The organism is Phenylobacterium sp., assembly GCF_036963605.1.
Taxonomy (GTDB): Bacteria; Pseudomonadota; Alphaproteobacteria; order Caulobacterales; family Caulobacteraceae; genus Phenylobacterium.
In genome coordinates this window covers 1-25068 of record NZ_JBALUY010000050.1, presented here as the reverse complement: position 1 = coordinate 25068, position 25068 = coordinate 1, and the positions used below count along the sequence as shown (strand labels likewise).

The window sequence follows — 25068 nt, the reverse complement described above, 5'->3', positions numbered from 1 at the left end:
CAGGACCATCCGCACGACACCGAATATCCCGGCGGTCCGCCCAAGGCGCCTTACGATGTGACCGGCTACACCCTGGCCTATCAGATGGGGATCAAGTTCGACCGCATCCTGGACGGGTTCGAGGCGCCCACCGAACGCCTGTCCGACCTGGTCGCCCCGCCAGCGGGCTCGGTGAAGGGTTCGGGCGCAGCGGGCTGGCTGATCAGCCATGAGCCGAACAACAGCTTCACCCTGACCAGCCGTCTCCTGAAGGCCGGCCAGCCGGTGTTCTGGCTCAAGGACGACGCCAAGGCCGGCGCCGTCAGCTTCGGCCCCGGCGCCATCTGGGTTCCAGCCTCGGCCCAGGCCCAGACCGTGATCGCCCAAAGCGTCGGCGAGCTTGGGATCGACGCCTATGCCGTGGGCGCCAAGCCCGCCGGCGAGGCCCTGCCGCTCAAGCCCGTTCGCATCGGCCTGGTGGACGTCTATGGCGGCTCCATGCCCTCGGGCTGGAATCGCTGGCTCTTCGAACAATTCGAAGCGCCATTCGAGGTGGTTTATCCGCAGCGCCTGGACGCCGGCGATCTGGGCAAGGACTATGACGTCCTGGTCTTCGCCGACGGCGTCGTTCCTGCGCCCCAGGGCGGTCCCTTCCGCGCCGGACGGCCCTCGACCCAGCCGCAGGCCGCCGACATCCCCGCCGAATATCGCCCCTGGCTGGGGACCATTACGGACGACAAGACGCTGCCCCAGGTGGCCGATTTCATCCGCAAGGGCGGCACGGTGATCACCATCGGCTCCTCCTCGCGTCTGGCCACGGCCATTGACGCGCCGGTGGACGTGGCCATCGCTCGTCAGGAGGATGGCAAGCTCGCCGCCCTGCCGACCAAGGAGTTCTACATCCCTGGATCGGTGCTGCGCGCGACGGTCGATAATCGCCAGCCCCTGGCCTACGGCATGCCGCAGGAGGTGGACGTGTTCTTCGACCGCAGCCCGACCTTCCAGCTGAAGGCGGGGGCGTCTGGCGCCACGCCGGTGGCCTGGTTCAGCAGCGAAACCCCGCTGCGCAGCGGCTGGGCCGTGGGTCAGGAACGACTCGACGACACGATCGGCATCCTCGACATCGACATGGGCGACGGAAAGCTGTTCGTCATGGGTCCGGAAGTGACCCAGCGGGCGCAGTCCTACGGAACCTTCAAGTTCCTGTTCAATGGCCTGCTGTACGGACCGGCGAGCGCCGGACAATAGTCCCTCGACCGGAGGGTCAGACCTCCGCCAGGCGCCGGACCTTCGGGTCCGGCGCCTTTTTCTTTGCGTCCAGGTCGGTGACGATCTGAGACCCGGCCGGCGCGGGCTGCCAGGAAAGGGCGCCGGTCTTGCGACCGGGCGGAAGCTCCAACAAGAAGGGCGCCGGTCTTGCGACCGGCGCCCGGGGGGGACCGCCTGGGACAGGCGGCGAGTGGAACCGGAGGAAGGGGGCGGCCTCCGGTTCCAACAGGGGTCAGAAGCGCTTGCGCATCCCGACATAGTAGGCGCGGCCCATGACGTCGTAGTTCTGGGCGTCGCGGTTGCCTTCGGTGTCCCCGGCCTGGGGCGGCGCCTTGTCGAACAGGTTGTTCACCCCGAAGCGCAGATCGGTGTCCCAGGGCAGGCTCACCCGGCCATTGAGGTCGAAGATGTCATAGGCCTTGACGCCCAGCGACGTGCTGGTCGGGGTGACCACCACGGCCGAGGCCTCCATCTCGCTGATGTGGCGCCACCGCAGGCCGAGGCTGGCCGGCCCCCTGGAATAGGTGGCCGAGGTCACCGTCTTCCATTCGGGGTGCGCCTGACCGGCGTTGCTCTCCACCGCCGTGCCCCAGGTGCCGGCATAGTCGTAGCTGGGCGATTCCGGCAGATTCTGGATCTTGAAGCTCTCCAGATAGCCAACGGTGACATTCAGCGCCAGGCGACCGGAGTCGTCGCCCAGCCCCAGATCCATCATGTCCAGCGTCCAATCGAACTGCACGTCGACGCCGCTGGTCTCGAACTGGCCGAGGTTCAGGAGCGGCTGCACCGGATTCAGCGGCACGCCGCTGGCCGGGTTCCGCTGGATCAGCTGACAATAATAGTTGTCAGGATCGAAGTTGGGGTTGTTGCCGCCCTCGTTGAAGCAGAAGCGGAAGGCGTTGCCCACCGGCAGGGTGCCGACGGCGTCGGTGACCTTGATGCTGTACCAGTCGATCGAGGCCGACATGCGGCTGAACAGCGGGCTCTCGAAGGGCGACTGGACGACCGCGCCGAAGGAATAGGTGTCGGCGGTCTCCTCTTCCAGGTCCGGGTTGCCCCCGGTCAGCGCGAAGACCTGGGCGGTGCCCAGCTGGTAGCTGTCGATGATCGAGGCCGGAACGCCCTGGGTCAGGCAGAGCGCCTGCACCTGGGCGCCGCTGCCCCCCCGGCGGAAGGACGAGCGAACGTCGCAGGGGTCGCCATTGGTGTTGGTGGCCGACGCCGTGCCGATCGTCACCGAGCCGGTGGAGACGGGCGCATAGAGTTCGCCGACGCTGGGCGCCCGGATCGCGCGGTTATAGCCGCCGCGGAGGCGAAGCCCCTCCACCACCGACCAGTCGAAATCGGCCTTGTAGGTGTGGATCCCCCCCACCGAGGAATAGTCGGAGAAGCGGTAGCCCAGGTCGAGGTTGAACTCGCGGATCATCGGCAGGTCGCGCAGGATCGGCACCAGAAGCTCGCCGAACACCTCATAGGTGTCCACCGAACCGCCCGCGTCACGCAGGACGCTGAAGCCCAGCACGTCAGAGGTCCCATCGGGCTGGTTCAGCAGGCTGTCGGCCCGGAAGGTGTATTCATTGGAGCGGTAGTCCGCGCCGACGGCGAAGCGAATCTCGCCGGCCGGAAGTTCGAACAGGCCACCCTGGACACTGGCCTCCACCATGCGCTGCTCCAGCTCATTCTGGTTCAGCGTGCGGCGAGACAGGTACCTAATGCAGTCCTCCGAGGGCGTCAGGTCGCCGAAGGGATTCCAGCCGCCTGCGCAGAGGTCCGCGCCGCCGGTGGGGCTGTTCAGCAGCCGGGCCGCGGCGCTGGCGCTGGCGCCGCCCGTCTGCTCGTTGTCGAACTTGGCGCGCGAGAACGAGGCATAGGCGTCCCACGTCCAGTCCCTCACCCCGACGTCACCGGAGAGGCCGCCGGTGAGCTGATAGACCGTGTAGCTGTACTTCTGCTCCCGCGGCCCCAGGATGTTCAGGGCCTTGTAGAAGGTGAAGGGCGCGCTGGCGTCCGGGCGCGAGGCCAGGATGGTGCGGAACTCCGCGGGGATGAAGGGATTGGTCGCCGGGACCGACAGGCCATAGACGTTGGAGGCCAGGGTCGGGTTCGAGATCCCCAGGGATTCGTAGTCGGTGAAGGTGAACTGGACGAAGGACCGTAGGGTGTCGGTCAGGTCATAGTCGATCTTCCCGAACACGGCGTACCGGTCCAGGTCCGATTGGATCGAGGCGCCGTCATAGCCGAAGTTCACCTGCTGGGAGGTGCCCGCAGCGTTGGCGTTGACGATATAGGCGCTGTTGGTCTCCGGATCGCGGAAGTTCTGCACCCGCACGCCGGCGGTGGAGAAGATGGTCTGGTCGGTGTTGAACCCGATCTGACCGGTATAGCGTCCCGCGGCGTTGCCCGGCAGGGCGGCCAGGCCATATTGACCCACGAAGACGCTGTTGACGGCCGACTGGGTGGGCAGGTTGGCGCCGAACAGCACCGTGCCCTGAGGGATGGTCGATAGGCCCGGCGTGGTCTGGCGGAAGATGTAATAGTCGCGCGCGCTCTGCAGCGCCCGGTCGCGGTTGGTGTAGTCCACCGAAATCACGGCCCGGCCGCGGCCCTCGTCAAAGGCCTGGCCGGCGGTGAGCGCCACCTTGAACGATTCGCCATCGCCCTTCTCGGTGACGCCGTACTGACTGTCGATGACAATGCCGTCGAAGTTGCGCCGCAGGCGGAAGTTCACCACCCCGGCCGTGGCGTCCGAGCCATAGGCCGTCGAGGCGCCGCCGGTGATGATCTCGACATTCTCGATCAACGCCTCGGGAATGGTGTTCAGATCGACCGAGCCGTCCGGGTTGGAGGGCTGCAGGCGCCGGCCGTCCATCAGGATCAGGGTGCGCTTGGAGCCCAGTCCGCGCAACGAGGCGTAGGACTGGCCGCCGTTCAGGCCAGTGGAGGTCGAGCCGGTATTGCCCTGACCGAACGAGCCCGAGAACTGCGGCATCTGCGACAGGGACTTCTCCACCGTCACCTGGCCGGTGGCCTCGATCGCCGCCTGGCCGACCGAGACGATCGGGCTGTTGGCCACATAGTCCTGCCGCACGATGCGCGACCCGGTGACGACCACCTCTTCGATGGTGGCGGGTGCGGCCTCCTGGGCCTGGGCTGCGCCGGCGGCGGACAACGCCCCATAGGCGACGCCGCCCGCCATCAGCCACTTCAGAGATCTTGATTTCATGCGCCTGGCCTTCTTTTTTGGAGGGCGAGCCCCTCGCACGCCCGAGCCCAAGACGCAGGCCCGCGGGGTATCCGCAGGTTCCGACTGTCGATTTTTCGTCAGCGGCGCGCGCCTCGCCCCTGGCGCCTCATCTGCGCAGTCCCCGGTCAGCGGCGCCCCCTGGACAGGCGCCCAGGCCCGTTCGCACAATGGGCGCACGCACCCAGGCGGACATGTCCGTCGTTGGGCCTTTGTGTCGGGGGAAGATGACAGCCCAGCCCACCGTCCTACAGCCGCTCTCCCTGGCCGCGCGCCAAGGGCTGGATGCGGCGCGCGCCCTGGGGCAGGCCGGCCGCCTGCGAGAGGCCGAGGCGAGCTACCGGTCGGTCCTGGCGCGCGAGCCGGGCGTCGTCCAGGCGGCCGTGGCCCTGGCGCGGCTGCTGACCGCCAGCGGCCGGGCGGCCGAGACCGAGGCCCTGCTATCACCCTTTCTGCAAAGCCCGGCCCCCTGGCCCGAAGCCCTGTCGGCCCGCGCGGCGGCGCGCAAGGCCTGCGGCCGCAGGACCGACGCCCTGGCCGACTACGTCCTGGCCGCACGCCTCAGCCCGAAAAGCGGCGTGGCGGCGCACAACGCCGCCTCGAACCTGGGCGACGCCGGGCGGGACCGCGAAGCCGCCGCCGAGTGTGAACGCGCCTTCGCCCTCGGTCTGGACGCGCCCGAAACCTGGCTGGTCTACGGCCGCGCCCTGCAGGGCCTGTGCCGCTTCGATGAGGCCGAGCAGGCCCTGCGCCAGGCGGTGCAGCGCCGGCCGGCCTATGCCGAGGCGACGCGCGACCTCTGCCAGTTGTTGTGGATGCGCTCCGGCCAGGCCGCCTTGGCCCTGGCGCCGATGGACGCCGCCCTGGGCGTCGCCCCGCCGCAGGACCGTGCGGCCCTGGCCGCGGTCAAGATCCGGCTCCTGCATCACATCGCCAGCGAAGACGCCGCCCTGGCGTTTGCCGAAACGGCGCTGGCCCAGGCGCCGGATGATCCACGCCTGGCCCTGGAGACCGCCGCCCTGCTGCTGGCGCACGATCCCGAGCGCAGCCGCGATCTCTGCGCCCGGGTGGTCGACCGAAACCCGGTCGAGCCCGCGGCCCGCCAGGCCCTGGCCCATGCCTTGCTGGCCCTCGGCGAAGCCGATCAGGCCGCAAGCCTCGCCCAGTCGCTCCTGGCCGAGCGCCCCTTCGACCAGGAAGCCGCGGCGGCCCTGGCCACCGCCTGGCGGCTGGCCGGGGACCCCCGCTATCGCGAACTTTGGGACTATGAGGCCCTGGTCGGCGTCTACACCCTCGACACCCCGGCCGGCTGGAGCAGTCTTTGGGCCTATCTGGAGGACTTGCGCTGCGCGCTCAACGACCTCCACCGGCTCTCGGCCCATCCCATCGAGCAATCCCTGCGCGGCGGCGCCCAGACCCCGCAAAACCTGCGCGCCTCCGAAAATCCTGTCATTTCCGCCTTCTTCCAGGCGATCGAAGGCCCCCTGGCCGCCTACCGCCAGAGCGTGGGCCAGGGGTCAGACCTGTTTCGCGCCCGCAACCGCGGGGGCCATCATGTGGTCGGCGCCTGGTCGGCGCGGCTGCAGCCCCACGGCTTCCACGTTGACCACATCCACCCGCAAGGATGGATCTCCTCAGCCTGCTATATCGAGGTCCCGGCTGCGGTGAGCGAAGGCGAAGACCACGCTGGCTGGCTGCGTTTCGGCGCCCCGCCCATCCCCACTCGCCCCAAGCTCGCCGCCGAGCACCATGTGCGGCCAGAACCCGGGCGGCTTGCCCTGTTTCCCTCCTACATGTGGCACGGCACCGTCCCGTTCGGCGGCGACCGGCCGCGCATGAGCATCGCCTTCGACATCGCGCCTGACTGAGCTCGCACGTGGGTGACCTAGTCTTCGCCGTCCTCCTCGATCCGCTGCTGGCGGCGGGCGGCCTTGGCGCGGGCGGCGAAGAGCTTGCGATGGACCACCTCGGCGGCCGGGTCAGCCTTGCGCGGCAGGCTCGCGCCCTCGCGCTCCAGCTTGCGGTAGGACTCCAGGCGCTCGCGGGAAATGACGCCGGACGCGAGCGCCGGCCCCACCGCACAGCCCGGCTCGCCATTATGGCTGCAGTCATTGAACCGGCACTGCAGGGCCAGGGCCTCGATATCCTCGAAGGTCTGGGCCGCGCCCTCGCCCGGATCCCACAGCCCCAGTTCGCGCATGCCGGGCGTATCGAGAATCAGGCCGCCCTGGGGGAGCAGAACCAGCTCGCGATGGGTGGTGGTGTGGCGGCCCCGACCATCTGCGGCGCGCACCTCGCCGACCGCCTGGCGCGCCTCGCCGGCCAGGGCGTTGACCAGGGTCGATTTGCCCACCCCCGACATGCCCAGCATCACCGCCGTCGTTCCCGGGCCGAGATAGGCCTCCAGCGCGTCCAGGCCGAGGCCTTGAGGCGCGGCGATCGGCAGGACCGGCGCGCCCAGGGCGACGCTTTCCACCTCGCGCACGAAGGCGGGCACATCCTCCACCAGGTCGGCCTTGGTCAGCACCACCACCGGCTGGGCGCCGGTGCGCCAGGCGGCCGTGAGATAGCGCTCGATCCGACGCAGGTTGAAGTCGGTGTCCAGCCCCGTGGTCAGCAGGACCACGTCGAAATTGGCCGCCACCACCTGGGGCTTCTCCACCACGCCGGCGGCCTTGCGCACGAACTGGCTGTGGCGGGGCAGCACGGCATGGATGGTGGAGACGCCGTCGCCCGACTGGGGCGCCACGGCCACCCAGTCGCCGACCACCGGCAGGTCGGTGGTCGAGGCGTTGTGCAGGAAGCGGCCGGCGGTCTCGGCGGAAATCTCGCCCTCTTCGCTGATCAGCACGAAGCGGGCGCGGTGCTGAATCACCACCCGGGCGGGCTGGAGCCCCTGGGCCGCAAAGGGGGCGAAGCCCGCTTGCAGGGCGTCGGTCCAGCCGTAGGATTTCAGCAATTCGACGTCCTTCGCATGGATTTCCGACGAGTCTGAATGGGCTCACGGCCCCGCCTGACGGTCATGCGCGGCGGCGCTCGATCTCGCGGTCGGGCCAGGCGAGCTTCACGGCGATGGCCACGAAGAGCACCCAGCGGAAGTCGTTATAGGTCACCGCGATGCTCTCGGTGATGGTCATCAGGCTGTAGACGATCAGGAAGGGGATCGCCAGATAGGCGCCCGGATGCCGGAACAGCGCCACCAGGGCCAGGATCAGGGTCTGGGCGTACAACAGGGCGTAAACCACCAGCCCGATGAGGCCCATGCCCAGCCACTGCTCGATCCAGGAATTATGGGCGTGTTGCGGCCGGAAGCCGGCGTCCTTGGTTATCTGGGCCAGGGGCGCCCAGGGGCCCAGGTCGTCCCACACCACGCCGAAGCCATAGCCCGTCCAGGGACGCGCCTGAATCTGGGTCATGGCTGCGGCCCAGATCTTCGTGCGACCCGTGAGTGTGGCGTCCTTGCCCAGGGCGTCGAACACCACGTCGGCGGCGAAGAGCACGATCCCCAGTCCCATGCCGGCGCCGACGATGGCCAGCCACAGGATGGCGATGCGGGTGGCCGGTCCCCGGCGCACGATGGCCACAAAGACCAGCCCGCCCAGGCCGAGGATCAGGGCCACCAGAGAGGTCTTGGACGTCGACATCAGGGTTAGCAGGAGGGCGAGCGCGGCGAATCCGGCCCAGACGAGCCGCCGACGTGGGTTCAGCATGGCCGCGGCCCCCAGAACGGCGAAGCCTAGCGCCATATTGCCCCCCAGGGCGTTCTTTTCCGACCAGACGCCCCGCCAGGCGCCCGGGAAGATCTCCTGCATGATCCCTACAGACGGCAGGACCAAAGGGACCACGAAGGCGACGACCGCCAGGACGGCGAAGGCGCCGGCGATCACCTCGGCCAGCTCCGACCACTTCAGCCGCGAGGCCAGAACCACGCCGCCCAATGCCGAGCAGTAGGCGGCGAAGACCCGCCGCAGGGTCTGGTCCGGGGCGATGGACCAGAGGAAGGACGCCGCCAGCAGCAGCATCAGGGCCACAAGGAAGGGCTGGCGCAGCAGGGCCTGGAAGGTCGCGCCCGGCGACACCGCCAGGAGCAGGAAGCCCGCCGCATAGGCCGGCAGGTAGAGCGCCCGGATCAGTCCCCCCTGCTCGGCGTTGGCCTGTTCGCCCATGAGCGGAAAGACCCAGGCCTGACTGTAGACCAGCAGCAGGAAGACCGAGGCGCCGGCCAGGATCAGCCGCCACGCCGTCAGCCGCGGGGCCGGCGCCTCGAACGCCGGCGCGCCGGCATAGGCGGCCCCGGTCACCGCAGGAAGGCGCGCGCAAACGGCGGCTGTTCCACCGTGGCGCGGTTGAAGAACAGGCCCGCCACGTCAGCGCCAGCTCCGGTCAGGGCGTCACGCATCAGGGCTGGGGCGCGGACATCCTCTTCGTCGGCGGCGACCACCATCACGGTCTGGTCCATGAAAGGCGCCACCGTCGCCGCAGCCTGCGACCGGTCGCCCGACGGGCAATCGACAATGATCAGGTCGGCGAACTTGCGCAGGGCGTTCCAATAGTCGCCGCTGGGCAGAATATGGACGTTCTGACGGCCCCGCAGCGCCTCTCGACGAAAGCGCGTCACCCACCAGCGCGCAGCGCCGACCCGGTGAGCGGCCAGGTAGCGGGCGTCCGGCCAGGGGGCGCCATCGGGTCCCTGGGCCGGGGGTTGGACGGCGAAGAAGATGGAGCCGTCAGGGCTGGCCTGGGCCGGCTGGCCGACCAGGCCATAGCGCTCGCTCTCGGCGCCGATCGCTGCGTACTGCGGTGAGGTCATCAGATCGAGGTCGACCAGCCACACCGCTCGGCCAGCCTGGCGCGCGGCGAAGAAGGCGAGCTCTCGCGCGATGGTGGAGGTCCCCTCCCCGCGCCGGGCCGAAACCAGCTGAAGAATACGCGCGCGGCCGGCCGCGGGCGCCCCCAGGGAGGCCCACAGCTCGGCCATCTCAGCGTTGAGGTTCACCATTGCTCGAATCGCCACGCGTACACTGTCGCTGACGTTAGCCCAAAGGGCTGCGCCACACAGGAGCCCTTGCCCATCAGGCCTTCATCGGCGCCGCGCCCAGCACGGGAAGCTCCAGGGTTCTCGACGCCGACTGGGCGGTGGGCAGGCCGGGTCGCAGGAACATTCGCAGCAGGCCCGCGCAAAGGGCCGTGAAGCCGGCGAACAGGAAGGCCAGCACCAGCACGGGCTTCTTCAGGCTGGAGCCCCGCGCCGGCGCGGTGGCCCGCTGGACGATGCGGATATTGTCGTTGGAGGCCGCGGCGATCTCGCGGGCGGCGCGGCTCTGTTCTTCCTTGACGGCGAAGTCGCGGACATTGGCCTGCAGGACATCGCGGTCCAGGCTGAGCGCCTGGAACCGAGGCTCCAGTTCCGCCAGCTTGAGGCGACGATCCAGAAGCTGGGCCAGTTGGGTGCTGAGGGTGGCCTGCGCCTGGCGCAGAGCCGCCACTTCCGACTGGAGCTGGATGCGCTCGGTCTGCAGGGTCTGGAAGACCGGATTGACGCCGATCCGCCGGGCGCCCTCCCCCGTCGTGCGCCCGGCCTCGATGCCCTGCTCCAGCCGGGCGATCTGGGAATCAAGGTCGCGCACCGGCTGGGCGTCGGCCCGGTAGCGGCCGAGCAGATCCTCCCGCTGCAGCTTCAGCTCCACCAGCTTGTCGGAGGCCGCATTGTTCACATCCCGGTAGAGGCCGACCTCGGGCGAGACCTGGCCCATCTGCGCCTGCAGCGCCGCCAGCCGGCCGACCCGGTCCTGAAGCTGGGTTTCGGTCTGATACTTCTGCTGCTCGATCTGGCTTTGCAGTTGCGACAGCGCCGCCTTCTCGGCCACGAAATCGCCGATCTGGTTGCTGGTCAGGAACTGCTCATAGGCGGCGTCGGCCTCGGCCAACCGCTCTTCGAAGGTCTGACGCTGGGTCTCCATGGCCGGCAGGTTGGACTCCACCAGCACGGTCCGGCGGAAGATCAAGTACTCTTCCAGCAGCGTATTGAGGACCAGGGCGGCGGTCTTGGCGTCCTGGTGCTCGAACACCAGCCGAACGATCGGCGTGTCGGGCGCCGTCTGAATCTTTAGGCTGGTCTCCATGGCGCGCATGGCCTTGCCCATCACGATCCGCTTCTCGCCGGGCGGCGCCTCGGTGAATTCGTCGGCCAGCTTCGGATAGATGCGCGACAGGCCCAGGCGATCGATCACCCGTTGCTTCAGCTCGCTGGAGGCCAGGATCTCGGTCTCAGCCTGGATCACCTGCTCGGCTTCCGGCACGGCGCCGCGACCGGCGTCCCCGGCTCGGGGCTCATAGACATATTCCTGGCCCAGCCGCACAAGGATGCTGGAACTGGCCGGATAGACGGTCTTCAGGCTGAAGGCGAAGGCTGCGCCAATCACGAAGATGACGGCGAACACCGCCAGCATCAGGAACCGTTCGCGCCATAGCAGGGCGACGAAGTCCGATGGCGCATAGCGCGGCCGCATGGCCCAATCCGACCGGGGCGCCCTGTCATTCGATCGTGCAGTCCAGGCGCTCGATGCGGCCATAACGAATCCGGCGGTCCGACCCAGTTAGAGCCGGACCCTCGCCCCCCGCGCTTAAGACTTCGTTACCCATTCCTGTTAACCCTGGCCCCATGCTTAGACGCGCCAGATTCCACGCCCTGCCGTGCCTTTTCGCGGCCCTTTCGGTCGCCGGATGCGGCGGCGTTCGCGCCATGCCCGGCGCGCAGGCGGCCGGCCTTGTGGCGCCGTCTCATGAGGCGGATTTCGTCAATCTTCCCTATGCCCAGTGGACGGAGGATGAGCCGGCCTATCGCTTCTATCCGGGGGACGAACTCGAGGTGACGGTGCCCTCGGCGCCCGAGCTCACCAAGACCCTCACCGTGCAGCCCGACGGCCGCGTCACCATGCCGCTGATCCCGCCGGTGATGGCCGCCGACCGCACCACGATGCAGCTCGAGGCGGCCCTGTCCCAGGCCTATGCGGCGCATCTGCTACGCCCGGAGGTGTTCGTGACCGCCAAGGCCGCGCCGTTGAAGGTGTTCGTCGGCGGCGAGGTGGGCGCCCCTGGCGTCTATGACATGGTCGGCGACGCCGACGCCCTGCGCGCCATCATCCAGGCCGGCGGCTTCAGCCCGACGGCCAATCGCAGCGAGGTGATCATCATCCGGCGAGGCGCCGGCGGGCGGGGCATGATGCGCACGGCTGACCTGCTGGCGGGCCTGCGGCGACCGAGCGCGGACCTGATCCCGTTGCGTCGGTTCGACATCGTCTATGTGCCGCGGAGCGGCGTGGCCAATGCCGGACTGTTCGTCCAGCAGTACTTCCGCGACCTCTCGCCGATCCAGTTCGGCTTCAGCTACGCCCTGAACGGTCAGCCGGTAAACTGACGGCGAACCGGTTTAGGACTTCAGCCCTGGGCGAGCCATTCGCGGGCGGCACGCTGGGCCTCGGCCACGTCTTCGGTGGCCATCTCCTGAGACAGCTCCTTGCGGTAGACCTTGGCTTCCAGCGAACCGCGCATGGCCGCCAGGTTGAACAGCATGTGGGCCGAAACATAGTCCAGCGGCGCGCCGCCCTGGCCGGTCGAATAGAGCATGCCCAGCCGGAACAGTTCGTCTCCGGAAGCTTCCGGGCCCGGCAGCGGCAGGCCTTCGGCGCCCCCTACGTCCACGTTCGCAAACATGACCTTCACGTCCCTCATCCAGCGGCCGGTCCCCGTTCTGGGAACCTTGCGCCGCTATCCATGACCGAAGAAAAGTCGAACTCGGCTGAACATATGGTTAAGTCCGAAAATAACGCGAATTCATGCGACAATCTGGCAGAGTTCGCGGCGCTTACTGTTGCGAAACCTTTGTCTACACAGGCTTAACGCGAGCACGCCCGGCCTGCGGCCCAAGGTGGGAGCCAGATGGCACCTTGGACGTTCCTTGTGTGAGGGACACGACACAAGGAGCCTTGTGATGAAGACCATTTTGATCGCCGCCGCGGCGGTGGCCATGGCCCTGCCGGCTTCCGCTCTCGCGCGACCGCACCCGGACTATCACGGAGACCGCGACCGCTATGAGCGCGACCACCGTGGCGACCGGGGCAAGGACTACGGCAAGCGCCATCCCCACGGCATGCCGCCTGGCCAGACCAAGAAGCGCTGGAGTCGCGGCGACCATGTGCCGCGCGCCTATGTGACCGAGCGCAGCTACTACATCAGTGAGCCCGCGCGATATCGCCTGCGCCAGCCGCCCCCGGGCTACCAGTGGGTGCGCGTCGATAACGACGTCTATCTGGCCCAGACCCAGACGGGCCTGATCGCCGACGTGGTCCTGAGCCTGTTCAACTAGCAGCCCCCGATCCTGAATTAACCGTTCAGCGGGGGTTCAGGGCGCGCCGCCCATCCTTCAGACCATCGGGGGATGTGGCGGCCCGCCCGGCGGGCCCGCAAGGAAAACGGAGACGTAGAATGCGACGTCTGATCTTGAGTCTCGCGGCCATCGCCGCCGTTGCGGGTCCCATGGCGGCCTCTGCGACATCAGCCCAGGCGCAGTCCTGGGACCGGCGCGAGAGCCATGACGATCGTCGGGGCGACCGCTGGGACCGTCGTGACGACCGGCGCGACGACCGGCGCTGGGATCGCCACGACGACCGGCGCGATAACCGCTATGACAATCGTCGTCACTATCAGCCGCCACGCCCGGCGCCGCGCTGGGATAGCAGCCGGTACAACGGCTACTACTATCAGAACCGCTGGTCCTATGGGCCGCCGCCTACGGTCTATTACAGCCATCCGCAGTACCGTCCGGGCTATGTCGCCTGGCGGCGCGGCGCGGTCTTGCCGCCGCAGTACCGCGGCTATGTCGTCCACGACTACCACCGCTACCGCCTGCGTCCGCCGCCGCGGGGCTATGCGTGGCACCGGGTCGGCAATGACTACCTGCTGGCCGCCGTCGCCACCGGTATCATCTTCGAGATCATCAACAATCGCTGATCCCCGAGGCGATCCACGACAGGCGTCATGAAAAAGGCCCCGGGCGAACGTCCGGGGCCTTCGTCGCGTGCGGGGTTCGATTCAGAGGCCGAGCTTGGCCTTGAGCAGTTGATTGACTGTGCCTGGATTGGCCTTGCCGCCGGTGGCCTTCATCACCTGGCCGACGAACCAGCCGATGGCCTGGGGCTTTTCCTTCACCGACTCGGCCTGGGCCGGATTGGCGGCGATCAGGCCGTCGATGATGGCCTCCAGCTCGCCGGTGTCGGAGACCTGCATCAGGCCCTGCTTCTCGACGATCTCGGCCGGCGCGCCCTCGCCCGCCCACATCCGCTCGAAGACGTCCTTGGCGATCTTGGACGAGATGACCCCGTCCTCGATCAGCTTCACCAGTTCGGCGATCTCGCCGGCGCTGATCGGGCTGTCCTGAAGGTCCAGGTTCGCCGCGGTCAGGCGGGCGGCGAGGTCATTGGTGACCCAGTTGGCCACCAGCTTGGCGTCGCGTCCCTTGGCGGCGGCCTCGAAGAAGTCGGCACGGGCCATCTCGCCGACCAGCACCCCAGCGTCATAGGCCGACAGACCATACTGGCTCTGCAGCCGCGCCTTCTTGGGGTCGGGCAGTTCGGGCAGGCTGTCCTCGATGGCCTTCACCCAGGCTTCGTCCAGCACCAGGGGCAGCAGATCGGGGTCGGGGAAGTAGCGATAGTCGTGCGCATCCTCCTTGGAGCGCATGGAGCGGGTCTCGCCCTTGCCGGGATCGAAGAGGCGCGTCTCCTGGTCGATCTTGCCGCCGTCCTCGAGGATCTCGATCTGCCGGCGAGCCTCGTACTCGATCGCCTGCTGGATGTAGCGATAGGAATTGACGTTCTTGATCTCGCAGCGGGTGCCCAGGTGGCTGAAGTCGCCCGTGGCGCGGAATTTCTCATAGGCGCCCGGACGACAGACCGAGACATTCACGTCGGCCCGCAGATTGCCCTTCTCCATGTCGCCGTCGCAGGTGCCCAGATAGACGAGGATGGTCCGCAGCTTCTTCACATAGGCGGCGGCTTCCGGCGCGCTGCGCATGTCGGGGCGCGAGACGATCTCCATCAGGGCGGTGCCCGAACGGTTCAGGTCCACATAGGTGGAGTCCGGATCCTGGTCGTGCAGCGACTTGCCCGCATCCTGCTCCAGGTGCAGCCGCTCGATGCGGACGGTGATGGTCTCGCCGTCGTCCAGCTCTACCAGCACCTCGCCCTCGCCGACGATCGGCTCCTTGAACTGGCTGATCTGGTAGCCCTGGGGCAGGTCCGGATAGAAGTAGTTCTTGCGGTCGAAGGTGGACTTCAGATTGATCTGCGCCTTCAGGCCAAGCCCCGTGCGCACGGCCTGCTCCACACAGCGGCGGTTGATCACCGGCAGCATCCCCGGCATGGCGGCGTCCACCAGGCTGACCTGGGCGTTGGGCCCGGCGCCGAAGCCGACGGCCGCCCCGGAGAAGAGCTTGGCGTTGGAGGCGACCTGGGCGTGGACCTCCAGCCCCAGGACCATTTCCCAGGGGCCAGTCCGACCTTGGATCAACTTGGTGTTCTCAGTCATCCGCTCTTCCTAATCCCAGCCGCCGCCCTGCGGAAGCGGCCAAGTTAAACCCTCTTGCGAAAGGCCGGCGTCTGCCGCTCACTCCGCGTCGGCGACAACGCCGATCCAGGGAGGAGACCTCACCTATGCGCAAATTTCTCATGACGGGCGCCCTCGCCCTTTCGATGACACTGACCGCGGTGACGGCCGTGGCGGCCAACACGACGCTGTCGGTCGAATCCAACTCGGTCGCAGAGCTGATGGCCGACGAAAAAGCCAAGGCCGTGCTGGAAAAGCACATTCCGGGCATCGGCGCCCATCCCTCCTACGACATGTTCAAGGGCATGACGCTGGTGGAGCTGAAGCCCTATTCCGAAGGCCAGATCACCGACGACACCCTGGCGGCCATCAAGAGCGAACTGGCCACCGATTAAACCCTGCAGGTCAAGCCCGTCCGCGGCCGCCGGCCGCGGCGGGCGTCACCACCAGCGTTGCGGCCGGACCTTGAACTGAGCCGCCTCCTCGATCACCCCGCCCAGCGAGAAAAGCGTGCCCTCGTCCAGGGGCCGGCCGATCAGCTGCAGGCCCAGCGGCAGGCCGTTGGCGTCCACCCCGGCAGGCACGCTCATGCCCGGCAGGCCGGCGAGATTCACCGTCACGGTGAAGATGTCGTTCAGGTACATGGCCACCGGATCGTCGGCGTTCTCGCCGAGCGCGAAGGCGGCCGAGGGCGCGGTGGGCGTCAGCAGGGCGTCGACCTTCTCAAAGGCCTGGTCGAAGTCGTCGGAGATCCGCCGCCGCACCTTCTGGGCCTTGAGATAGTAGGCGTCGTAATAGCCGGCCGAGAGCACGTAGGAGCCGATCAGGATCCGCCGCTTGACCTCTTCGCCGAACCCCTGGGCGCGCGTCTGCTCGTAGGTTTCGGTGAGGTTGGCGCCGTCGACCCGCAGGCCGTAGCGCATGCCGTCATAGCGGGCCAGGTTGGATGAGGCCTCGGCCGGGGCCACGATGTAATAGGCCGGCAGGGCGTACTTGGTGTGGGGCAGCGAGACCTCGACGATCTCGCAGCCGGCCGCCTTCAGCCAGGCCACACCCTGCTCCCACAGCTTGTCGATTTCCGGCGCCATGCCCTCGGCGCGGTACTCCTTGGGAATGCCGATCCGCAGGCCCTTCACCGACTTGCCCACGAAGCTGGGGAAGTCCGGGACCTCGATGTCCAGGCTGGTGGAGTCCTTGGCGTCGTGGCCGGCCATGGACTTCAGCAGGATGGCGGCGTCCTCGACATTGCGGGCGATCGGGCCGGCCTGGTCCAGGGACGAGGCGAAGGCCACCACCCCCCAGCGCGAGCAGCGGCCATAGGTTGGCTTGATGCCCACCGTGCCGGTGAAGGCCGCCGGCTGGCGGATCGAACCGCCGGTGTCTGTAGCCGTAGCGCCCAGGCAGAGCTCCGCAGCCACCGCAGTCGCCGACCCGCCCGACGAGCCGCCAGGCGTGCGCGGGGTGTCATCGCCCTGGCCGCGCCAGGGATTGATCACCGGGCCATAGGCGCTGCTCTCATTGGACGAGCCCATGGCGAACTCGTCCATGTTCAGCTTGCCCAGCATCACCGCCCCGTCGCGCCAGAGATTGGCCGTGACGGTGGACTCATAGGTGGGGACGAAATTGCCCAGAATCTTGGAGCAGGCCGTGGAGCGCACGCCCTCGGTGCAGAACAGGTCCTTGACCCCCAGGGGCGCGCCGTCGAGGGCGCCGGCCTCGCCGCGGGCGCGGCGCGCGTCGCTGGCCCGGGCCATCTCCAGGGCCTTTTCCGGGGTCTCCAGGACATAGGCGTTCAGCGCCTTGGCCGACTCCACGGCCTCCACATGGGCCTGGGTCAGTTCAAGCGCGGAAAACGACTTGGATTCAAGGCCTTCGAGGGCGGTCTTGAGCGTCAGCTTGGTCAGGTCGCTCATCTATTCCACCACCTTGGGAACCACGAAGAAGTCCTTGGCCGTCTTCGGCGCATTGGCCAGCACCCTGGCCGGGTCGCCGCCCTCGGTGACCACGTCCTCGCGCATGGGCAGGCCCTGATGGACCACCGAGGTCATCGGCTCGACCCCGTCGGTGTCCACCTCTTCCAGCTGCTCGATCCAGGTCAGGATGCCGTTGAGCTCCTGAACCAGGGATTCCAGGCGCGCCTCGGGTTCGGCGATGCGCGCCAGCTTGGCGACCTTGCGAACGGTCGCCACGTCGATGGCCATGGGGGCCTCCTTGCAATCTGATCCGTGGGTTAGCCGTCAGGAGCGGTCTTTGACAAGCCGTCAGGCTGATCAGGGTGTCAGAGGCTTGAAAGGCGGGTCTCAAGCTCGGCCAGATCGGCGGCGAACCAGACCTGCCGGCCGCGATTGCATTCATGCGCCCAATCGCGGAGCGCCTGGCTTCGCGCCATAGGATCGGACAGGTCGCCGACGAAGGCCAGACCGACGCCATAGTTCACAAGCTTTTGGGCGATGGCCCCGGCCAGCCGGGTTTCGAGCCGGAAGACATCCGGCGCCGCTCGGGCGACTGGCAGCGCGATCCAGGCCGCGCCTGCTCCCAGCGCCTCGCCCAGCAGGTCCAGAGCGTCGGCCTCCGATCCGACCGCCTGGCCCTCGGGCGTCAGAACCAGGACGCGGACGCCGCCCACCTGAAGTATCTCCGGACTCATGACCGGGCCTGCCGCAGGAATTTGTTTGAGGCGCGATACATCAAGCGGGCTGGATGGCGGACGCGCGCCCATCCGCTAGCCAACCCGCGCAATCGGGCCCAAGCTCGGCGAGAGCCCTTTGCTCATAGGCGGCGATATCTTCGTCGCTCAACAGGTCCCGCCAGCGGCCGTTGACCCCCTTGTTAATGAAGGTCTGGGCGCCGCCCTCGAAGATCGCGCCCCCCAGCGGGGCGACGTTCTCGGCATGGGTCTTCATCCAGTCGAAGGTGCAGTGCTCCAGGATCTGCGGCCAGCGGTCCTCGGGAATGTCGCAGTCGAGGAAGGCGGCGATCCTGCGCATCTCGCCCTCCAGATCCTGCTTCAGATCGTTGAAATGGACCAGCATGACATTGGGCAGGTCGCGGATCGCCCACCAGGTGGAGATGTTCTCCCAATAGGGCCAGAACGGTGCGCCGTCCTCTTTCAGCCAAGTCTGAAAATAGCGGCGAACGTCGGGATCCGGCCGCTCGATGGGCGGCCCCATGCGACCGGGCGTGTCGTTGAGGGTGTCATACCAAAGCTGGTTGGCGCCGGCGTGATGATTATACAGGCTCCAGACCACGTCGCGGCCGTCGCGGCCGATATAGAGGTACTTGGCCTTCGGCGAGAAGTTCAATGCGTCCACCGGCAGGTGCGTTTTCAGGATCCGTCGGTGGCTTTGGGCCTCAAGGATGTCCAGCAGATCCGGTGGCATGATCCGAAGGTCCACCCAGGGCGACACCTCGGCGATCCTGACGTCTGGATCGCCTGCGAAGACCAGTTGGCCCACGATCTGCTGGGTCCAGGTGGTGCCGGATTTGCCGTAGGTGGCCACGATGACGTCGTCATCGCGAAAGGCCAGCCTGTCCCAGACCGTGGAATCCATATGATGATTGTGCATGTCGCGCGTCTTGCGCGGCCAACCGGTTGACGCCGACATTCCAATCCCTCCCCAGGTCGTCAGAGCCCCATAGCCCCACCGCCGCCAAACGCCAATATCGACGTTCGACGAACCCCCTCATTGGCGCCCGAATTCGTACTCCGCCGGCGCCGTGATATGAGCCGCCATGCCCATAATGGACCTTACTGATCTGCCAGCCGCCCTGCCCCGCCTGGGAGCCGTTGTCGGCCTGGACCTCGGCGAGAAGACGATCGGCGTGGCGGTTTCCGATATCAGCCGGACCGTAGCCTCGCCCCTCGTGCTGATCCGCAAAGGCAAGTTCAACCAGGACGCCGAGCATCTCTTCCAGTTGATGGCCGAACGCGAAGCCCTGGCGATCATCATCGGCCTGCCGGTCAATATGGACGGCACGGAGGGACCGCGCTGCCAGTCCAGCCGCGCCTTCGGCCGAAACCTCCTGAGGCTGCGCGACCTGCCTATCGTTTTCTGGGATGAGCGCATGTCGTCGATGGCTGTGAACCGCATGCTTGTGAATGAGGCCGACATGACCCGCGCCCGACGCGGCGAGGTGGTCGACAAGACCGCCGCGGCCTGGATTCTCCAGGGCGCCCTGGAGCGCCTGCGCAACCTGGCGGACGCCCCCGCCCCGCCGTCCGAGGCCTGAACATGTGGACCGTCACCACAGGTGTCTTGGCGAAGCCGGCCGGTCCCCTTAAGACGGCGCTTTAATGAGCGCGCCCGAATCCGGTCTGATCGACGTCCTGGGGAAGACCTTCCCCTTTCCCAAGCGCCATTTCCTGTCGGTCCTGGACCTGAACCCCGTCGAGGTCGGCGACCTGCTGGACCTGGCCGACACCTTCGTGGCCCTTAACCGCCAGACCTCGAAGAAGCTCGACCTGCTCAAGGGTCGGACGCTGATGAACCTGTTCTTCGAGAACTCCACCCGCACCCAGAGCTCCTTCGAGCTGGCCGGCAAGCGGCTGGGCGCGGACGTGGTCAATATGAGCCCCCGAGCCTCGTCGATCTCCAAGGGCGAAACCCTAATCGACACCGCCGTGACGCTCAACGCCATGCAGCCGGACCTGCTGGTGGTGCGCCACGCGTCCTCGGGCGCCGCCTCCCTGCTGTCGCAGAAGGTGTCCTGCTCGGTGATCAACGCCGGCGACGGCCAGCACGAACATCCCACCCAGGCCCTGCTGGACGCGCTCTCCATGCGCCGGGCCTTTGGCCGCATCGCCGGCCTGCGGGTGGCGATCTGCGGCGACGTGCTCCACAGCCGGGTGGCGCGCTCCAATGTCGGCCTGCTGCAGATGATGGGCGCCGAGGTACGGCTGGTGGGGCCGCCGACCCTGATGCCCGCCGAGGCCGATCGCTGGGGCTCGGAGGTCTATCACGACCTGCGTAAGGGCATTGAGGGCTGCGACGTGGTCATGATGCTTCGCCTGCAGCTGGAGCGCATGGATGGCGTGCTGGCGCCGTCGCAGCGGGAATATTTCCGCTTCTTCGGCCTCGATCGGGAGAAGCTCGCCTGCGCCGCCCCCCACGTCCGGGTCATGCATCCCGGGCCCATGAACCGCGGCGTCGAGATCGATTCCGAGGTGGCCGACGACCTGGCCGTCAGCCTGATCCAGGATCAGGTGGAGATGGGCGTCGCCGCCCGCATGGCGGTGCTCGCCGCCCTGGCCGCCCGACTGGACAACGACTGATGGCGCCCCGCCCGCTCGCCCTTCTAAACGCCCGCCTCGTCGACCCGGCCAGCGGCCAGGACGCGCCCGGCGCCCTGCTGGTCAAGAATGGCAAGATCGCCGAGGTGGTCTTCGGCGGTGAGCTGGGCAGCCTGTCGGACGATATCGAGACGCTCGACGCCCGCGGCGCCATGCTGGCCCCCGGCCTCATCGATCTGCGGGTCAAGACCGGCGAACCGGGCGCCGAGCCCAAGGAGACGCTGAAGTCCGCCGCCCTGGCCGCGGCCGCCGGCGGCGTCACCTCCATCGTCGTCCAGCCGGACACCTCACCGGTGGTCGACGATCCGTCAGTGGTGGACTTCATCCTGCGCCGGGCCCGGGACATCGAGCTGGTCCACGTCTATCCCGCAGGCGCAGCCACCAAGGGCCTGGCGGGCGAGCGGATGGCCGAGATTGGCCTGATGCGCGACGCCGGCTGCGTCTATGTCACCGACGCCGACCATCCGATCGTCAATTCCAAGGTCTTCCGCCGCCTGCTGGCCTATGCCCGCAGCTTCGGGGTGCTGGTCGCCCACCGACCGGCCGACCCCTGGCTGTCGGCCGGCGCCGCGGCCACCGAGGGCGAGCTGGCCGGCCGCATGGGCCTGCCGTCTGTCCCGCCCATCGCCGAAAAGATCATGCTGGAGCGCGACCTGGCCCTGGTGGAGCTGACCGGCGGGCGGCTTCTGGTCGACCAGATCACCACGGCCTGCGCCCTGGAAAGCCTTGAGCGCGGCAAGGGCCGCGGCCTCGACGTGACGGCCACGACCTCGATCAACCACCTGTCCTTCAACGAGGTGGACATCGGCGACTATCGCACCTTCTGCAAGGTCGATCCGCCCCTGCGCGGCGAGGACGACCGCCAGGCGGTGATCGAGGCCCTGGCCTCCGGCCTGATCGACATTGTGGTCTCGGCCCATGCGCCAGCGCCGGCCGAGGACAAGCGCCTGCCCTATGACGAGGCCGCGCCGGGCGCCGTGGGCCTGCAGACCCTGTTGCCGGCCCTGCTGGCCTTCCACCACGAGGGACGCATTCCGCTGATCGACCTGATGCGCACGGTCACCAGCCGACCGGCCGAACTGCTGGGCCTGCCCGCCGGTCGCCTGGCCAAGGGCGCGCCCGCCGACCTCGTGCTCTGCGACCTGAACGCGCCGATGATCGTCGATCTGGCCGACCTGAAGTCCAAGTCCAAGAACTCGCCCTTCGACGGCCGCCGCTTGCAGGGCGTGGTCCGCACGACCCTGGTGGACGGTCGCGTGGTCTATCAGGCCGACTAGCTAGACCGTTGCCCGCCTCGCCGACCGGCGCTATGCATGGGCGAACAAAACGGCAACGGCAGATCGACGCCGTCAGCACTTAGGGAAACCGGGGAAACACATGCCGACCGACACCTTGAGCCTCGCGCTCGTCGCCGCCGCCCTGATCGGCGGATATCTGCTGGGGTCCATTCCCTTCGGCGTCATCGCCACCCGCCTGGGCGGGGCCGGCGACGTGCGATCCATCGGCTCGGGCAATATCGGCGCGACCAATGTCCTGCGCACCGGCCGCAAGGACCTGGCCCTGATCACCGTGCTCGGCGACGGGGGCAAGGGCGCCATGGCCGTCGCCGTCGCCTGGATGCTGACCAAGGACGCGCCTCAGAGCGCCCAGGCGACCTTGACGGCGCTGGCTGGTGGGGCGGCCTTCATCGGGCACATCTTCCCCGTCTGGCTGGGCTTCAAGGGCGGCAAGGGGGTGGCCACCTTCTTCGGCGTCCTGTTGGCGGCGGCCTGGCCTGTCGGCCTGCTGGCCGGCGCCACCTGGATCCTGGTGGCGCTGGTCTTCCGGCTCTCGTCCCTGGCGGCGCTCACCGCCGCGGCGCTGGCGCCGGTCTATGTATTCGTCACCGACCGCCCCTACCCTATCGCCGTGCTGGCCGTCGTCATGGCCGTGCTGATCTTCTTCCGTCACCGGGAGAACATCGCCCGCCTGCTGAAGGGCCAGGAACCGCGAATCGGCGGCGCGAAGACGCCATCGCCGCAGGACCCCGAATGAGCCCTGGCCTGACGCCGCAGGCGCGGCGCGACTGGCTGCGTCTGGCCCGCAGCGAGGGCGTCGGGGCGGTGACTTTCGACCAGCTGATCCGTCGCTATGCCGAGCCCGGCCGCGCGCTTGAGGCCCTGCCCGAACTTGCCCGACGGGGCGGCCGTAACGGCGCGCCGGCCATTCCCTCGACCGATGAGGTCGAGGCCGAGCTCGCCGCCGGCTAAGCCCTGGGGGCCCAGCTCATCTGCGCCTGCGAGGCCGGCTATCCTCAGGCGTTGGCGGCTCTGGATCCGCCGCCGCCGGTACTCTGGGCCCGCGGCGATGTCCGTCTGCTCGACCGCTCCATCGTCGCCATCGTCGGCGCCCGGGTCGCCTCGGCGGCCGGCCAGCGATTCGCCCGCGGCCTGGCCGCCGAACTGGGACAGGCCGGCCATGTGGTCGCCTCGGGCATGGCCCGGGGCATCGACGGCGCCGCTCACGAGGGCGCGTTGGAGCACGGGACCATCGCCGTCCTCGGCGGCGGGATCGACGACATCTATCCCCACGAACACCGGACCCTCTATCATCGGCTGACCGAACAGGGCTGCGTCGTGGCCGAGCACCCGCCCGGCCGCCAGGCCCAGGCCAGGGACTTCCCCCGGCGCAACCGGATCATCGCCGGCCTCTCGCGGGCCGTGGTGGTGGTCGAGGCCGAGCTGCGATCGGGCTCCCTGATCACCGCCCGCCTGGCCGCCGAGCAGGGCCGCGACGTGCTGGCCGTGCCGGGCTCCCCGCTAGACCCTCGCGCCCGCGGCGCCAACGACCTGATCCGGCAGGGCGCGGCGCTCTGCGAAGGGGTCGACGACGTCCTGCGCGCCCTGGACACCTTCGATGGCTTTCGCGAGCGGGAGCCGCCCTATATCGGCCCACCGACCTGCTCAGCTGCCGACGCCGCCCTCATCGAGGCGGTGGCGGCCGCCCTCTCCCCCACCCCGGTATCGCGAGACGAACTGGTGCGCGCCACGGGTCGCGACGCCGGTGCCGTCGCCGCGGCCCTTGTTGAGCTGGCGGTAGCCGGGCGCGCCGAACTGCTCGCTGGCGGCCAGGCCGCCGCCGCATGAAGGGGTCGGGCGGAGACCAGACGCGTGGATCCGGATCGCCCGTATTTGGCGCCGCACCCAGCGCCGGTTGACATCGCCCCATGCTCAAGCCCACCTTTCGCGCCTTTGTGTTCCGGGCTTTCCGCCCGCGTAGCCGTCAGTCAAAGCCCCACAAATGAACGTCGTCGTCGTCGAGAGCCCGGCCAAGGCCAAGACCATCAACAAGTACCTGGGCGGCGACTATGTCGTACTCGCCTCGTACGGCCATGTGCGCGATCTGCCGCCCAAGGATGGCTCCGTCCGACCGGACGAGGACTTCGCCATGAGCTGGGACGTGGACGCCAAGTCCGCCAAGCGGCTGAACGACATCGCCGAGGCGATGAAGGGGGCTGACCGCCTGATCCTGGCCACCGACCCCGACCGTGAGGGCGAGGCCATCTCGTGGCACGTCCTGGAGGTCCTTCAGAAGAAGAAGGTCATCAAGGGCGCCCAGGTCCAGCGGGTGGTGTTCAACGCCATCACCAAGTCGGCGGTCACCGAGGCCATGAAGGCGCCGCGGGATATCGACATGGAGCTGGTCGAGGCCTACCTCGCCCGTCGCGCCCTGGACTATCTGGTGGGCTTCACCCTTTCGCCGGTGCTATGGCGCAAGCTGCCGGGCTCGCGCTCGGCCGGGCGGGTCCAGTCGGTGGCCCTGCGCCTGATCGTCGACCGCGAACTCGAGATCGAGCGGTTCAAGACTCAGGAGTACTGGACTGTCGACGCCGACGTCTCGGCCGGCGGCGACCCCTTTGTGGCTCGCCTGGTCAAGCACCAGGCCAAGCGCCTGACCAAGTTCGACCTTGGCGACGCGGCCGCCGCCGAGGCCGCCAAGGCCGCGGTCCAGGCCGCCAGCTTCACCATCGCCTCGGTGGAAAAAAAGCCGGCCAAGCGCTCGCCGGCCCCGCCCTTCACCACCTCGACCCTGCAGCAGGAGGCTTCGCGCAAGCTCGGCTTCTCGGCCCAGCGGACGATGCAGGCCGCCCAGAAGCTCTATGAAGGGGTCGACATCGGCGGCGAAACCGTCGGCCTGATCACCTATATGCGGACCGACGGCGTCCAGGCCGCGCCCGAGGCCCTGGACGAAGCCCGCCTGGTGATCGGCGGCGTCTACGGCAAGGAATATGTGCCCGAGCAGGCCCGGCTCTATCGCACCAAGGCCAAGAACGCCCAGGAGGCCCACGAGGCCATTCGCCCCACCAGCCTGGCTCGCAATCCGGGCTCTCTGCGCCTCGACGGCGATCTGGGTCGGCTCTACGAGCTAATCTGGAAGCGGATGATCGCCTCGCAGATGGAAAGCGCCCGCATCGAGCGCACCACCATCGAGCTGGAGAGCGCCGATGGCCAGACCGGCCTGCGGGCCACCGGCCAGGTGATCCTGTTCGACGGCTATCTGGCCGTCTACGAAGAGGGCCGCGACGACGCCGACGACGAAGAATCCGGCCGCCTGCCCCAGGTGAGCCAGGGGGCAGCCGCCAAGGTCGCCGCCGCCCGGGCGGCCCAGCACTTCACCGAGCCGCCGCCCCGCTATTCCGAAGCCAGCC

At 68.3% G+C, this 25068-nt stretch carries 21 protein-coding genes and 2 pseudogenes; 12 read left to right on the top strand and 11 right to left on the bottom strand.

Annotated elements, in window-relative coordinates:
* Positions 1–1227, top strand: a pseudogene (locus V7702_RS10865) (peptidase); the annotation flags it as partial.
* Between the two features lie 253 nt (positions 1228–1480).
* Here V7702_RS10865 and V7702_RS10860 read toward each other — a convergent pair.
* On the bottom strand, positions 1481–4471 hold the full coding sequence (locus V7702_RS10860) for a TonB-dependent receptor domain-containing protein (protein ID WP_335650125.1): 2991 nt from the start codon (positions 4469–4471) through the stop codon (positions 1481–1483).
* A 245-nt stretch (positions 4472–4716) separates the two neighbouring features.
* Here V7702_RS10860 and V7702_RS10855 point away from each other — a divergent pair, with 245 nt between their 5' ends.
* Positions 4717–6357, top strand: coding sequence for a putative 2OG-Fe(II) oxygenase (locus tag V7702_RS10855; protein WP_335650124.1), 1641 nt, complete (start codon positions 4717–4719; stop codon positions 6355–6357).
* 17 nt (positions 6358–6374) lie between these two features.
* Here the strand turns inward: V7702_RS10855 and rsgA are convergent, their stop codons facing one another.
* From rsgA to V7702_RS10835, 4 genes are all read right to left on the bottom strand, one after another.
* On the bottom strand, positions 6375–7448 hold the full coding sequence (gene rsgA / locus V7702_RS10850; RefSeq protein ID WP_335650123.1) for a ribosome small subunit-dependent GTPase A: 1074 nt from the start codon (positions 7446–7448) through the stop codon (positions 6375–6377).
* 61 nt (positions 7449–7509) lie between these two features.
* Positions 7510–8790 carry an O-antigen ligase family protein gene (locus tag V7702_RS10845; RefSeq protein ID WP_335650122.1) on the bottom strand — a complete coding sequence of 427 codons (1281 nt, stop codon included), beginning with the start codon at positions 8788–8790 and terminating at the stop codon, positions 7510–7512.
* A complete protein-coding gene (locus V7702_RS10840) occupies positions 8787–9488 on the bottom strand; it encodes a sugar kinase (RefSeq protein ID WP_335650121.1) in 702 nt (233 codons plus the stop codon). Before V7702_RS10840 ends, V7702_RS10845 begins: the two co-directional genes overlap by 4 nt.
* A 73-nt stretch (positions 9489–9561) precedes the next feature.
* A complete protein-coding gene (locus V7702_RS10835) occupies positions 9562–10998 on the bottom strand; it encodes a GumC family protein (RefSeq protein ID WP_335650120.1) in 1437 nt (478 codons plus the stop codon).
* A gap of 152 nt (positions 10999–11150) precedes the next feature.
* Here V7702_RS10835 and V7702_RS10830 point away from each other — a divergent pair, with 152 nt between their 5' ends.
* The gene (locus tag V7702_RS10830; RefSeq protein ID WP_442958413.1) at positions 11151–11906 is read left to right on the top strand and encodes a polysaccharide biosynthesis/export family protein; all 756 of its coding nucleotides are present in this window, start codon (positions 11151–11153) and stop codon (positions 11904–11906) included.
* Positions 11907–11926: 20 nt separating this feature from the next.
* Here V7702_RS10830 and V7702_RS10825 read toward each other — a convergent pair whose 3' ends face one another.
* Positions 11927–12202, bottom strand: a complete 276-nt coding sequence (locus V7702_RS10825) for a sel1 repeat family protein (RefSeq protein WP_335650127.1) — start codon at positions 12200–12202, stop codon at positions 11927–11929.
* A 277-nt stretch (positions 12203–12479) separates the two neighbouring features.
* On the opposite strand from V7702_RS10825, the gene V7702_RS10820 reads away from it, so the two are divergent.
* Positions 12480–12854, top strand: coding sequence for an RcnB family protein (locus V7702_RS10820; protein WP_335650118.1), 375 nt, complete (start codon positions 12480–12482; stop codon positions 12852–12854).
* A gap of 119 nt (positions 12855–12973) precedes the next feature.
* On the top strand, positions 12974–13498 hold the full coding sequence (locus tag V7702_RS10815; RefSeq protein WP_335650117.1) for an RcnB family protein: 525 nt from the start codon (positions 12974–12976) through the stop codon (positions 13496–13498).
* A gap of 81 nt (positions 13499–13579) precedes the next feature.
* Here the strand turns inward: V7702_RS10815 and gatB are convergent, their stop codons facing one another.
* Positions 13580–15073 carry an Asp-tRNA(Asn)/Glu-tRNA(Gln) amidotransferase subunit GatB gene (gatB, locus tag V7702_RS10810; protein WP_335650116.1) on the bottom strand — a complete coding sequence of 498 codons (1494 nt, stop codon included), beginning with the start codon at positions 15071–15073 and terminating at the stop codon, positions 13580–13582.
* Between the two features lie 125 nt (positions 15074–15198).
* On the opposite strand from gatB, the gene V7702_RS10805 reads away from it, so the two are divergent.
* Positions 15199–15486: a hypothetical protein gene (locus tag V7702_RS10805; RefSeq protein ID WP_335650115.1), complete on the top strand. Its 288-nt coding sequence runs from the start codon at positions 15199–15201 to the stop codon at positions 15484–15486.
* Between the two features lie 45 nt (positions 15487–15531).
* On the opposite strand, the gene gatA is transcribed toward V7702_RS10805, so the two are convergent.
* The 4 genes from gatA to V7702_RS10785 all read right to left on the bottom strand — a co-directional run bounded on the left by gatA (position 15532) and on the right by V7702_RS10785 (position 18657).
* Entirely contained in the window at positions 15532–17004 is a 1473-nt protein-coding gene (gatA, locus tag V7702_RS10800; RefSeq protein ID WP_335650114.1) for an Asp-tRNA(Asn)/Glu-tRNA(Gln) amidotransferase subunit GatA, read from the bottom strand.
* Positions 17005–17292: an Asp-tRNA(Asn)/Glu-tRNA(Gln) amidotransferase subunit GatC gene (gatC, locus tag V7702_RS10795; protein WP_335650113.1), complete on the bottom strand. Its 288-nt coding sequence runs from the start codon at positions 17290–17292 to the stop codon at positions 17005–17007.
* 77 nt (positions 17293–17369) lie between these two features.
* On the bottom strand, positions 17370–17738 hold the full coding sequence (locus V7702_RS10790) for a DUF4180 domain-containing protein (protein ID WP_335650112.1): 369 nt from the start codon (positions 17736–17738) through the stop codon (positions 17370–17372).
* Positions 17739–17778: 40 nt separating this feature from the next.
* Complete coding sequence (locus tag V7702_RS10785) at positions 17779–18657, bottom strand: sulfotransferase domain-containing protein (RefSeq protein ID WP_335650111.1); 879 nt, start codon at positions 18655–18657, stop codon at positions 17779–17781.
* Positions 18658–18823: 166 nt separating this feature from the next.
* Between V7702_RS10785 and ruvX the strand changes: the two genes are divergently transcribed.
* From ruvX to topA, 6 genes and pseudogenes are all read left to right on the top strand, one after another.
* Positions 18824–19321, top strand: coding sequence for a Holliday junction resolvase RuvX (ruvX, locus tag V7702_RS10780; protein ID WP_335650110.1), 498 nt, complete (start codon positions 18824–18826; stop codon positions 19319–19321).
* Positions 19322–19385: 64 nt separating this feature from the next.
* Positions 19386–20363, top strand: a complete 978-nt coding sequence (locus tag V7702_RS10775; RefSeq protein WP_335650109.1) for an aspartate carbamoyltransferase catalytic subunit — start codon at positions 19386–19388, stop codon at positions 20361–20363.
* Positions 20360–21658 (top strand): dihydroorotase, encoded by a 1299-nt coding sequence (gene pyrC, locus V7702_RS10770; RefSeq protein WP_335650126.1) that lies wholly within the window; start codon positions 20360–20362, stop codon positions 21656–21658. The genes V7702_RS10775 and pyrC overlap by 4 nt, the downstream gene beginning before the upstream one ends.
* 100 nt (positions 21659–21758) lie before the next feature.
* Entirely contained in the window at positions 21759–22415 is a 657-nt protein-coding gene (plsY, locus tag V7702_RS10765; protein WP_335650108.1) for a glycerol-3-phosphate 1-O-acyltransferase PlsY, read from the top strand.
* Positions 22412–23506 (top strand): annotated as a pseudogene (dprA, locus tag V7702_RS10760) (DNA-processing protein DprA). The gene plsY and the pseudogene dprA overlap by 4 nt, the downstream one beginning before the upstream one ends.
* A 154-nt stretch (positions 23507–23660) precedes the next feature.
* The coding region (topA, locus tag V7702_RS10755; protein ID WP_335650107.1) for a type I DNA topoisomerase at positions 23661–25068 on the top strand (1408 nt) is incomplete at its 3' end.